At 52.2% G+C, this 10847-nt stretch carries 13 protein-coding genes; 6 read left to right on the forward strand and 7 right to left on the reverse strand.

What is annotated here, in order from left to right:
- Nucleotides 1-211 precede the first annotated feature (211 nt).
- Nucleotides 212-670 carry a flagellar assembly protein FliW gene (fliW, locus tag A1332_RS00910; protein WP_064006712.1) on the forward strand — a complete coding sequence of 153 codons (459 nt, stop codon included), beginning with the start codon at nucleotides 212-214 and terminating at the stop codon, nucleotides 668-670.
- A 47-nt stretch (nucleotides 671-717) separates the two neighbouring features.
- Here fliW and panD read toward each other — a convergent pair whose 3' ends face one another.
- From panD to pcnB, 5 genes are all read right to left on the reverse strand, one after another.
- Nucleotides 718-1098, reverse strand: coding sequence for an aspartate 1-decarboxylase (gene panD, locus A1332_RS00915; RefSeq protein WP_020483844.1), 381 nt, complete (start codon nucleotides 1096-1098; stop codon nucleotides 718-720).
- A 98-nt stretch (nucleotides 1099-1196) separates the two neighbouring features.
- Nucleotides 1197-2048, reverse strand: a complete 852-nt coding sequence (gene panC, locus A1332_RS00920; protein ID WP_064006713.1) for a pantoate--beta-alanine ligase — start codon at nucleotides 2046-2048, stop codon at nucleotides 1197-1199.
- A gap of 138 nt (nucleotides 2049-2186) precedes the next feature.
- Nucleotides 2187-2996 carry a 3-methyl-2-oxobutanoate hydroxymethyltransferase gene (gene panB, locus A1332_RS00925; RefSeq protein WP_064006714.1) on the reverse strand — a complete coding sequence of 270 codons (810 nt, stop codon included), beginning with the start codon at nucleotides 2994-2996 and terminating at the stop codon, nucleotides 2187-2189.
- Nucleotides 2993-3496: a 2-amino-4-hydroxy-6-hydroxymethyldihydropteridine diphosphokinase gene (gene folK / locus A1332_RS00930; protein WP_064006715.1), complete on the reverse strand. Its 504-nt coding sequence runs from the start codon at nucleotides 3494-3496 to the stop codon at nucleotides 2993-2995. The genes panB and folK overlap by 4 nt, the downstream gene beginning before the upstream one ends.
- The gene (gene pcnB, locus A1332_RS00935) at nucleotides 3483-4733 is read right to left on the reverse strand and encodes a polynucleotide adenylyltransferase PcnB (protein ID WP_419865978.1); all 1251 of its coding nucleotides are present in this window, start codon (nucleotides 4731-4733) and stop codon (nucleotides 3483-3485) included. The genes folK and pcnB overlap by 14 nt, the downstream gene beginning before the upstream one ends.
- 385 nt (nucleotides 4734-5118) lie before the next feature.
- Between pcnB and A1332_RS00940 the strand changes: the two genes are divergently transcribed.
- From A1332_RS00940 to A1332_RS00950, 3 genes are read left to right on the forward strand one after another with little or no spacing between them, the layout of a single operon-like run.
- Nucleotides 5119-5298, forward strand: coding sequence for a hypothetical protein (locus tag A1332_RS00940; protein ID WP_064006717.1), 180 nt, complete (start codon nucleotides 5119-5121; stop codon nucleotides 5296-5298).
- 39 nt (nucleotides 5299-5337) lie between these two features.
- On the forward strand, nucleotides 5338-5763 hold the full coding sequence (locus A1332_RS00945) for an RDD family protein (RefSeq protein WP_064006722.1): 426 nt from the start codon (nucleotides 5338-5340) through the stop codon (nucleotides 5761-5763).
- Nucleotides 5764-5822: 59 nt separating this feature from the next.
- Nucleotides 5823-6209: a hypothetical protein gene (locus A1332_RS00950; RefSeq protein WP_064006718.1), complete on the forward strand. Its 387-nt coding sequence runs from the start codon at nucleotides 5823-5825 to the stop codon at nucleotides 6207-6209.
- Nucleotides 6210-6289: 80 nt separating this feature from the next.
- Here A1332_RS00950 and lptG read toward each other — a convergent pair whose 3' ends face one another.
- Both lptG and lptF read right to left on the reverse strand, forming a co-directional pair.
- Nucleotides 6290-7357: an LPS export ABC transporter permease LptG gene (lptG, locus tag A1332_RS00955; protein WP_064006723.1), complete on the reverse strand. Its 1068-nt coding sequence runs from the start codon at nucleotides 7355-7357 to the stop codon at nucleotides 6290-6292.
- The gene (gene lptF, locus A1332_RS00960) at nucleotides 7357-8490 is read right to left on the reverse strand and encodes an LPS export ABC transporter permease LptF (protein ID WP_064006719.1); all 1134 of its coding nucleotides are present in this window, start codon (nucleotides 8488-8490) and stop codon (nucleotides 7357-7359) included. Before lptF ends, lptG begins: the two co-directional genes overlap by 1 nt.
- Nucleotides 8491-8581: 91 nt before the next feature.
- On the opposite strand from lptF, the gene A1332_RS00965 reads away from it, so the two are divergent.
- Nucleotides 8582-10066, forward strand: a complete 1485-nt coding sequence (locus A1332_RS00965) for a leucyl aminopeptidase (RefSeq protein ID WP_064006720.1) — start codon at nucleotides 8582-8584, stop codon at nucleotides 10064-10066.
- 167 nt (nucleotides 10067-10233) lie between these two features.
- Nucleotides 10234-10689 (forward strand): DNA polymerase III subunit chi, encoded by a 456-nt coding sequence (locus A1332_RS00970; RefSeq protein ID WP_064006721.1) that lies wholly within the window; start codon nucleotides 10234-10236, stop codon nucleotides 10687-10689.
- The last annotated feature ends 158 nt before the right edge of the window (nucleotides 10690-10847 follow it).

Genomic DNA, 10847 nt, shown 5'->3' on the forward strand with positions numbered 1-10847 from the left:
AAAACCGCCGCACCGACTTCCTGTTTAAGCTTGGCCGAGAAACGGCGCAAACACCTGAAAGAAGCGCGCAATTGTATGGAGTCGGGCGCGATAAAGCAAGAATACCTGGTCGGTTACCGACAATCCGCATTGCAAATACCCCTTTCCGTGCTATACATTGGTGCATTGATTAATGCTGTTAACTTAGACTTCAACGAATACGGGCGGGATTATGGAAATTCAATCGAAATTGTTAGGCAACCAAGACATCAATCCGGACACTATCATCAATTTTCCGCGCGGCCTACCCGGTTTCGAAGATCAGACCCGCTTTAAGTTATTTCATCAGGAAGGCAGTGAAATCGTCTTTTGGCTGCAATCGGTCGATAATGCGGAGCTAACCTTTTCCGCGGCGCATCCGGCTAATTTCAACATCAATTACAACTTTACGGTAACTGATCCGGAAGAAGCACTGCTGCAAATAGAGCCGGGCGACGAGTTGGTGATTTTAATTCTGCTGCACAAAGACAACGAGCAGGACAACGGCAAGCCGACCATCAAAGGCTCAATCAAATCGCCGATATTGATCAACGCCAACAAACGCATCGGCATGCAAAAAGTATTGGTGGCAATCGAACAAAGTATCACGCTGACCGAAAAGATCAGCGAAATCGACGTATCGGAAGCTTAACAATGCAAACAACCGCCGGAGACTGATGTCACCGGCGGTTGTTTAAATCAGGCGGCCTGAACAGGAATGGAGTGACTGGAATGGCTAATATGATTGTTGCCGTCGAAATACACCAAAGTCGGCTTGTAGTTCTTCAGTTCCTTCTCATCTAGGCTAGCGAATGCACAGACGATAATCAAATCGCCAGGACACGCCAACCTTGCAGCTGCGCCGTTAATCGAAAACACACCGGAGCCTTCTTCGGCGCGAATCGCGTATGTGGTAAAGCGCTGACCATTGTTAATGTTGTAAATATGGATTTGCTCGTATTCCCTAATCCCGGAAAAATCCAAAATTTTGCCGTCTATAGCACACGATCCTTCGTAATCCAGCTCGGAATGCGTTACCCGCGCACGGTGTAACTTAGCTTTAAGCATGTTTATGTTCATGGTAAACAAGGTCGAATACTAGGGCCGGCGATTATGCCTGAAATTGGAAGCGCTATCAAATTTAAGCATTAGCTTTTACCGGCAAAAAAACCGTAACGTCAGATACTTGTTTTAGAAAAGTAGAGGTTATCGATTAGACGCGTCTTGCCCAGCCTGGCAGCAGCCAAAATCAGCAGATTAGAGTCGCTAGCGTAGGCAGGCAATAAATCCGCGCTACGACAGATACTGAAATAATCGACGGCAAAACCGGCTTGTTGCAGATTCTGCCGCTGCTGTTCAGCCACCGCCGGATAATCGTCATACCCTGCCAAAATATCATCGCGCGCTGCGCACAAGGCTTGATAGAGCTTAGGCGCCTGCTGTCTTTGTTGTTCGGATAAATAGCCATTGCGAGAACTCATCGCCAGACCGTCATCTTCCCGAACCGTTGCCACGCCTTGGACGGTAACCGGTATATTCAAATCCGCCACCATTTGCCGAATCAGCGTCAGCTGTTGAAAATCCTTCTCCCCCAGCAGCAGCAGATCGGGCTGTACCATATTCAATAGCTTGCAAACCACCAATGCCACACCGTCGAAATGTCCGGGCCGGTTGGCACCGCAATGCAGGGCCGACAAGCCGCTGACCGAAATGCCGGTTTGCGTGGCTTGCGGATATATTTCGGTTACAGACGGCAGGAACAGCAAATCGGCACCGCTTGCTAGCAGCTTTTCCTGATCCTGCTGTTCGGTACGCGGGTAACTGGCAAAATCCTCGTTCGGTCCGAATTGAGTGGGGTTGACGAAAATACTGACCACCACTTTATCGGCCTGCTGTCTGGCCGTGCTAACCAGTTTGATATGCCCGGCATGCAGATTGCCCATGGTCGGCACGAAACCCACGCTGAGCCCCGCTTGCCGCCATTGCCGGATTACTTCTCTCAACGCGGCGACGCTGGTGACTATCTGCATAAGGAAACCTCTAAACATTCCCTCTCCCTCAGTGAGAGAGCTAGGGCTAGGAGGAAAATTACTGATTTAGCACCCTCATCCCAGCCTTCTTCCAAAGGGAGCAGGCGGTTTCCTGGATTTTTAGAGATCCCCATAAGCTTAATAACTGTGTTCGGAAGCTGGAAACTGCGCGGATTTAACCGCTTGGTGATAATGCTGTACGGCCTCTTCAATGCTGGAGGCATCGGCCATAAAGTCTTTGGAAAAGCGTGGCCGCTTGCCGGTGCTGATATTCAACATGTCGTACAGCACCAACACCTGACCATCGCAATCGATTCCGGCGCCGATGCCAATGGTCGGGATACTCAGCCGCTGACTGATTTCGGCGGCCAGTTCGGCGGGCACGCATTCCAGCACCAAAAGACCGGCGCCCGCTTGTTCGATTTTTTCGGCATCCGCAACGATTTGCCGGGCTTGTTGCGTTTCCCTGCCTTGTACCTTATAGCCGCCCAAGCGATTCACCGATTGCGGCAACAGACCCAGATGGCCGCAGACCGGAATGCCTTGATCAACCAGAAAGCGAATGACGTCGATCTTGGCACCTTCCAGCTTGACCATTTGCGCACCGCCGGCCTGCATCAAGCTTGCCGCATTCAGCAATGCCTGCTCCGGCGTGGCATAACTGGCAAACGGTAAATCGGTAACCACAAAAGCTCGCTTTCTGGCCATTGCCACGCTGCGACTGTGATACACCATATCATTCACCGTGACCGGCAAGGTACTGCCATGCCCTTGAATCACCATACCCAAGGAATCGCCGATCAGCAGCACATCGATGCCGGCCCGGTCCAGCAGCGCGCCGAAACTGGCGTCGTAAGCAGTCAGACAGCTGATTTTTTCGCCGGCTTTTTTCATCGCCGCCAGATCGCTGATAGTCAGCGTCTTTAAGGCATCAGCATATAAACTCATGAAGTTATTTTCCACAAACCGTCGGGCGCACAAGCTGCCAATAGTTGCGACAACGAATCCAGCCCCGGAATCGGCAAATCGCTGCATGCTACGTCAGCCAAGGGGTACAACACAAACGCGCGCCTGTACAACTCGGGATGCGGCACAATCAGGTCCGGTTCGTTGATAATCTCTTGCGCGTAAAGCAATACATCCAAATCCAGTGTTCTTGCTCCCCAACGTACGCTGCGCAGCCGGCCATGCTGGTTTTCGATTTGCTGTAATTGTCTGAGCAAAGCCAGGGGCTCCAACTCGGTAGAAATTCGCAGCACCGCGTTGACATAATCGGGTTGATCTTGTGGACCGACCGGTGTGCTGCGGTACAAGGGGGAGAAGGCAATTTCGGTCACGTCCGGCAAGGCCACGATTTCCAGCCTGGCCCGATTGACATGGTCGATGGAGTCTTCGAGATTGCTGCCCAAGCCTATATAGGCTTCGACAGCTGACTTAGCTAGCGTCATTGCCTATGGGAGCCGGCTTGCCTCGCGAACGGTAACGGCCGGTTTTACGGTTACGGGATTTACCGCCGCCGGATTTTGGCGGCGCGGTCATTCTTTCCCGCTCCGCATCGTCGGCTTCTTGAAAACCAGTCCACCATTCGACCAGCTCCGGATCGGCGCCGCCGGTTTCTGCCCGTAGCCGTAAAAAATCGTAAGCTGCCCTAAATTTTGGCTGTTCCAGCAAACGATAAGGCCGTGGGCCGACCGTCCTGGAAAACTTATTCTGCAAGAACCAGACTTCGCGCATGGATTGCGTGATGTGGCGGGGCAGCGCGGTGATCTTGATTTGTCTGGTCAGCACTTCGTTGGCGGCGTTTTGATAGGCCAGCGTTTCGTTTTCGCCGTGGGCGATGCGTCTTTGCGCAGCCAATTGCAAAGGCTCCCACAACAGCGCAGCCAGTAAAAAATAAGGCGTCAGGGTTTTGCCGTCGTTGAAGCGGGTGTCGGAGTTTTCCAAGGCCCTGATCAAAAACAAGCGCGGAAAATCCTGGTCTTCGCTGGCCAGACAGCGGTCGGTATCCGGAAACAAAATCGCAAACAAGCCGTAATGTCTGAGCATCTCGAAGGTTTGCAGGCCGTAGCCGGACAAAAACAATTTAATGACTTCATCGTAAAGACGCGCCGACGGGATGCTCTTCAGTAAATCGGCTTGGGCGTAAATCGGTTTTTCGGTGTCGGGATGCAGCGTAAAACCCAGCTTCACGGCAAAACGAATTGCCCGCAGCATCCGCACCGGATCTTCCCGATAACGCACTTCCGGGTCGCCGATCAGCCGCATCACCGCCGCCGCATGGTCTTGCATGCCGCCGGTATAATCCACCACGGAAAAATCGCGGATGTTGTAATACAGCGCGTTGACGGTGAAATCTCGGCGCCAGACATCTTGTTCCAGCGTGCCGAACACATTATCGCGCAACAAGCGGCCGTCTTCATGCACGACTTGCTGATCGGACTCTTCCGACTCCGAGCCACGAAAGGTCGCCACCTCAATGATTTCACGCCCGAAAAACACATGTGCCAAGCGAAAGCGCCTGCCGATAATCCGGCAATTGCGAAATACTTGCTTGATCTGTTCCGGACTGGCGTTGGTCGCTACGTCGAAATCCTTGGGTTCCCGCCCCAACAGCAAATCCCTGACACAGCCGCCCACCAGATAGGCCTCGTAATCGGCTTTTTTCAGGCGCTGCAATACTTTCAGGGCATTTTCACTGATTTGCGCACGGGAAATGCAATGCTCTGAACGCGGATAAATCTTCACGGCACTCGACCCCGCCGACTCATTGACCGGTTCGGCAACTTGCTCAACCGGTGAAAAGATTTTTTTGAAGAAACTAAAAATGACTTTATCCCTTATTTTAGAATGACGTTTGCCAGATTTTTCGAGGCTTCGGGCGCGAACGTCCTAGCGGGCTTATCATAACACCTCGCCAGATTTAAGCTCAATCAAGCACATTCTTTTACATTCCCTTGTGTTAAATGTAGAATTTCGCCATTCGCCGAATATTTGGTGTAATAACATAAAAATGGCTGTACTTGTCGCCCCTAGGCCGGCGGCGGGGAATTTATATCGGAGTGTGGAGCGTATGTTTAAAAAAATTTTACTGGGTTTCGTAGACCAGCCTGTATTTACTAGTCTATTCGTTGCCGATTTTGCGTTGTTGGTTTTCCATAGACCGCCCTTTCTGTTTTCCATTGTCATGATCGGCGCGCTGGTGGGCATGAGCATGTACATGGGGCAAAAACTGGCGATTTTCGAAAAATAATTGCGACAACCCGCTAAATCAAGCGTCCCAAAACCCGGCGTGGATTCACCGTCCGCGCCGGGTTTTTTGCGTCGGCTGGCCGCTGCTGGTTACGACGCCTTCTTACTGCTGGCGATATGGTTTTTCGCCACGGCCATCGCTCTACCCTTCAACGCCGGCCAGGCATTCGCCAGCGATCAGTTTTTTTATCCGCTCTATCTGCTGATCATCAGCTTTATTTTTTACGGCTGGTTTTGGACCCACGGCGGCCAAACCCTGGGCTTGCGCGCCTGGAAAATCAAAGTCAGCACCCTGGACGACCAATCTCTCAACTGGCGGCAAGCCGGCATCCGCTTCATTGGCGGCTTGTTGTCCTGGGCTTGTTTGGGGCTGGGATTTTTCTGGTGTCTATTCGATAAAAACGGCCAATGCTGGCACGATTATCTGTCTAAAACCCGTCTGGTTTTTCAGGAAGAAAAGCGCTGACGGCAAAAGCGGATATGCTATATTCGGCGCTCGATTAATCTCTCAGCCGGGAGCATACAATGAAAACAATAACAATACTTTTATCCCTGTTTGCCGCATTTGCGACGTCCACAGCCAGTGCCGAGGTCAAACTGCAAGACAATTCCAAGTTGCTGGGCAAATGGCAGGTCACTCACGAAGCGCTCGCACTGGATCGCGAAAAGAAGCCCTTGCATGTGACGTGGGAATTTCAAAAAGACGGCACCTTGATAACCACCGGTGAAGACGCGCGTAGCGGGATTGGCGAAATGACCATTCCGATCAAATATAGCGTGGCTGATGGTGTGATCAAAAAACAAATCACGCCAGGCCGGGAAAAATACGAAGATTGCGCTGTGGTGGAAATGGACGACAAAAATGTAATTTTGAAATGTAAATTTCTTTATTTGTTCATGACTCGCAAATAACAGCCGTCATACGTTCGGCCGACTCTCCACGGAACGGAAGCAATCGTTTTTCGTTCCGTAGAGGGGCCATCTAATACCACCTAGCTAACCCGCCTAACCGCAATCACCGCGCCGAAAAATACCAAGGCACTCGGCAGCATCGCCATCAACATGGGATTCATGTCGTAAACCAAACCGACATGACCGGCAATCCGGTCGAAGATGTTAAAGGTCATCCCAATCACGATGCCCATCATGATACGCGCACCGGTACTGGTGCCGCGACCAATACCGATTACGAATGGCGCCGACACCATCAACATTACAAAGGTCACAAACGGGTTGATCAAGCGGCTCCAGAATGCCAACTCGTAAATTTGCGATTTTTGATTGTTCTGTTTCAGGAAGTCGATGTACATGAACAAATCGTAAAGCGACAGATTGTCGGATTTGACTACGGCCACTTTCAACAAATCCGAGTCTATGCTGGATTTCCACGCATGTTCGGCTTGGGTGCCGGCAAATATTTGCTGGCGATTGATTTCGGATTGTTTGACGCTTTCCAGACGCCATTGTTTATCGCCTAAAAACTGCGCATGCTCGGCTTGCGTGATGCGGCTGAGTTTATGCGCCTCATCGACATCGTAAATCCGCACGTCGGCCAGCGAGCCGTCATCGAGAATTTTCCGTACATTGATAAAGCTGTTGCCCTCTCTCAGCCACATGCCATATTGAGAACGCATCACTACGCCGTCGTGCAGTGCGGTGGTTTTCAGCACTTGCGCAGCGCGTTCGCATGACGGCGCCACGAATTCGCCCACCAGCACGGCAACAGTCACCAGCAACAAACCCGCGAGCATAATGGTTCTGATGATCCAGGCGATTGATAAACCCGCGCCGCGCATAGCGACAATTTCGCGATTATTCGCCATCGAGCCCACCACGAACAAGCTACCCAGCAAAGCCGCCGACGGCACCAACTCGTAAAACACCCGTGGTGAGGTTAATGTCAAAAACCACAAAATCTGTTTCAAGCCGTAACCGCCTTGCCCCAAATCTTTTAACTCATCACTGAAACTGAACAGATTGAACAGCGTCAATAACAATATCACCGCAATCAAGGAACCCTTGACGACTTCCTTGACGATATAAATGGTCAGTACGTTGATCATGCCAGCTTCTCCTTAAGACTTTGCGACAACCATTGCCAGCCGTACAAACGCATCAACATCAATAAACCCAATACCAGTAATAAAGCATCCACCCAGAAATATCCCAACCAGGACGGTAACGCCCCGCTGATCACCCAACTGTGATTGACCCGTTGCAAATTGCCGTAAACGAAATAAATCCCAAAAGCCACCAGCATACTGCCGTATATGCCGCCGCGCGGGGACAGCTTGGCTAAGGGCACCGCTAGAAAAGCCAATAAAATGACCCCCAACGGCGTGCTGAAACGATCTTGCAACTCGGCGACATCCCGCAATTCCGGCGAAAGCCACAAATTTTCGGTAGTAGTCGCCTCGCGGCCCAAATTCAAAATGGTCACCTTTTTTTCGATCAGCACGGCATATTCTTTAAACGTCTCGATGGTGAAATCCTTGTTACCCGGTACGCCTTGAATCCGCTCGCCATTTTCCAACACCAGATACAAACCGCCGGGCAGATTTTTCAGCCAGCCATATTCGGCATTCACCACGCCGGCTTTCTCGCCTTGTTTGTTTTGCACAAACACCTTATGCATGCGGCCTTCGTCATCTACGTTTTCGGTGTAAAAAATCAACTCGCCGTCGCTGTACTCGCTGAAGCGGCCGGCGGCGATGCCGCGAATATCGGCATTTTGTTTATCCTGATGCATCAACTGCTCGGTTTTGGCCTCCGCCCAGGGCGAAGCCAGCATCGATAGCGCCATGCCCGCCAGACTTAACGGTACCACCAGCATGAATATCGCCCGATAAATGGTAAACACGCTGCCGCCGGCCGACGAAATCGCCGCCATCTCCTGCTCACGATACATGCGGCCCAACACCATTAACACCGCCATGAACAGCGCGGCCGGCAAGAAGGTGGTGGTGGCGACGACGATTTTCAAACCCAATAAGGTCATTACGGTATCGTTGGCGATATTGCCCTCGATAGCTTGCGCCAACACTTTGATAAATTTGCGGCTGACGATGATCACCACCAACACCACCAATACGGCGGTGACCGTCTGAAACAGCTCCTTGATTATCATTTTATCCAGCACCGTAAACAGCCGGAAAGGCCGGCCCGCGCTGGGTAATCCTCGCTCAATGCTCAACAACTCACTCCTAATTTCTAAGGTATAATCGAACCACAGACCGCTGCACCCGGCGCAAACCCTCAATCCCAGACACTTACAGACTACTCTCATGGACTATTCTATAGAAAGCTCACCCTTAGACAAACTGCAAAGCGACTGTCTGCTGGTCGGAATCTACGAAAATCAACAACTCAGCCCGGCGGCAATCCAGCTGGACAGCCTATTCGGCGGCTTGCTGACTAAATTAATCGGCCGCGGCGACATCAAGGGCAAAAACGCCGAAACCCTGCTGATTAATAACCTGCCCGACGGCAATATCGCCCGCATCGTGTTGCTCGGCTTCGGGGAGCGCGGCAAAGTCACCCGCAAGCAATACCGTAAAGCCTTGGCCGCAGCCATCAAAACCGTCAAGGATAGCAAAGTCAGCGCCGCCAGCACCGCTCTGCTGGATATAGACGTCAACGGCGCGGACAGCCAATGGAAAGCCCGCCAAGTCGTCGAGGTATTTAACGACGGCTTGTACCAATACAGCGCCACCAAAAAAGTCGACGACAAAAACCCGCTGCAACGCTTAGCCGTCGTTGCCGACGACAGCCAAAAAGCCTTGGCCGAAACCGGTCTGCAACAAGGCATCGCTATTGCTAAAGGCATGGAATTGGCCAAACACTTGGCCGATCTGCCCGGCAATATCTGCACGCCCACGCATCTGGCCGAACAAGCCTTGGCTCTGGCCGGTGAACACGACAAACTGAATTGCGAGATTTTGGAAGAAAGCGACATGGAAGCGCTGGGCATGGGCTCGTTCTTGTCCGTATCGCGCGGCAGCCGCCAGCCGGCCAAATTGATTTGCCTGGATTACCAAGGCGGCGACAGCAACGCCAAACCTATCGTTTTGATCGGCAAAGGCCTGACTTTCGACGCCGGTGGCATTTCCTTGAAGCCCGGCCTAGGCATGGACGAAATGAAATACGATATGTGCGGCGGGGCCAGCGTGTTAGGTTTGATGCGCATGGCGACAACGTTGAATCTGAAGCTGAACATTGTTGGTCTGATTCCGGCCTCGGAAAACCTGCCGGATGGCGCAGCCAACAAACCCGGCGACATCTGGACCAGCATGTCCGGCAAAACCATCGAAATCTTGAACACCGATGCCGAAGGCCGTTTGATTTTGTGCGACACGCTAACCTATGCCAAAAAATACAACCCGGACGTCGTGATCGACATGGCAACCTTAACCGGCGCCGTCATCGTCGCCTTGGGCCGGGTACCCAGCGGCTTGTTCGGTAATGACGACAAACTCTGCAACGATTTACTAAGCGCCGGCGACACCGCCTGCGACTTGGTGTGGCGCATGCCGATATGGGAAGAATATCAGGAGCAATTGAAATCCAACTTCGCTGACCTGGCCAACATCGGCGGCCCGGACGGCGGCAGCATTACCGCAGCGGTATTTCTATCCAAATTTGCCGAAGAATACCGCTGGGCGCATATCGACATCGCCGGCACCGCCTGGCGCACCGGCGCCAACAAAGGCGCAACCGGTCGCCCAGTGCCATTGGTAAGCCAATATTTGCTGAATCGCGCATCGGCTTAATCAATGCGCTTTGGGCAGGTATCCTCCCCCTTTGAAAAAGGGGGATCAAGGGGGATTTATTTAGAAAATATCCCCTGCCCCTCTTTTTCAAAGAGGGGTGACAGCGACAAAGCCTAAATCACGCATCGGCATAACTTCCCGACCCTCAGACGCACAATTTAAACGACATGACCGAACCCAGTCATTCGCCAGCGCTCCCCGAAGTCAGCTTCTACGTGCTCACGACGCACGACCAGCAACAACGCCAGGACTTTGCCTGCAAACTCATCGAGAAAATCTACCGCAGCGGCCATTTTCCTTACGTGCTGACCGATTCGGCGGAGCAAGCCGAGCAAATCGATAAAGCCTTGTGGACCTTTCGGGCCGGCAGTTTTATCCCACATCAAATCTATCGCGGTGAAATCCCGGAATTTACCAACACCATCCTGATCGGCGGCGAAAACATCCCGGACGGTTGGCAGAAAATCGTCGTCAACCTGTCGAGTCTTTACCCACCGACCACGGCCCCGACCGAACGCATTCTGGAAATATTGGATAACAGCGAAGAATGTAAGCAGGCAGGCAGGCAGCGTTACCGGCATTACCAGCAAGCCGAGTTGGCGATCACCACCCACAAAATGTAGGGAGGACAGGGATTTGTGTCGCTGCGGCGACGGCTGGTTTTAATGTCGGGTCTCGGCCCGACAGCCGAGATACTTTCTTTTGTGCCGCCAAAAGAAAGTATCCAAAGAAAAGGCGGCCCGGATGCCGCTTTGATCCTACGCTCCTCGCTTTTGAACGG

The organism is Methylomonas methanica (assembly GCF_001644035.1).
GTDB classification, from domain to species: Bacteria; Pseudomonadota; Gammaproteobacteria; order Methylococcales; family Methylomonadaceae; genus Methylomonas; species Methylomonas methanica_A.

Bases quoted from the DNA above. Each gene is read 5' to 3' on its own strand.
- panB (WP_064006714.1), bottom strand. From the start codon at position 2,996: ATGAGTTTATATGCTGATGCCTTAAAGACGCTGACTATCAGCGATCTG.
- panC (WP_064006713.1), bottom strand. From the start codon at position 2,048: ATGCAGATAGTCACCAGCGTCGCCGCGTTGAGAGAAGTAATCCGGCAA.
- panD (WP_020483844.1), bottom strand. From the start codon at position 1,098: ATGAACATAAACATGCTTAAAGCTAAGTTACACCGTGCGCGGGTAACG.
- folK (WP_064006715.1), bottom strand. From the start codon at position 3,496: ATGACGCTAGCTAAGTCAGCTGTCGAAGCCTATATAGGCTTGGGCAGC.
- A1332_RS00940 (WP_064006717.1), top strand. From the start codon at position 5,119: ATGTTTAAAAAAATTTTACTGGGTTTCGTAGACCAGCCTGTATTTACT.
- A1332_RS00970 (WP_064006721.1), top strand. From the start codon at position 10,234: ATGACCGAACCCAGTCATTCGCCAGCGCTCCCCGAAGTCAGCTTCTAC.
- A1332_RS00965 (WP_064006720.1), top strand. From the start codon at position 8,582: ATGGACTATTCTATAGAAAGCTCACCCTTAGACAAACTGCAAAGCGAC.
- fliW (WP_064006712.1), top strand. From the start codon at position 212: ATGGAAATTCAATCGAAATTGTTAGGCAACCAAGACATCAATCCGGAC.
- A1332_RS00950 (WP_064006718.1), top strand. From the start codon at position 5,823: ATGAAAACAATAACAATACTTTTATCCCTGTTTGCCGCATTTGCGACG.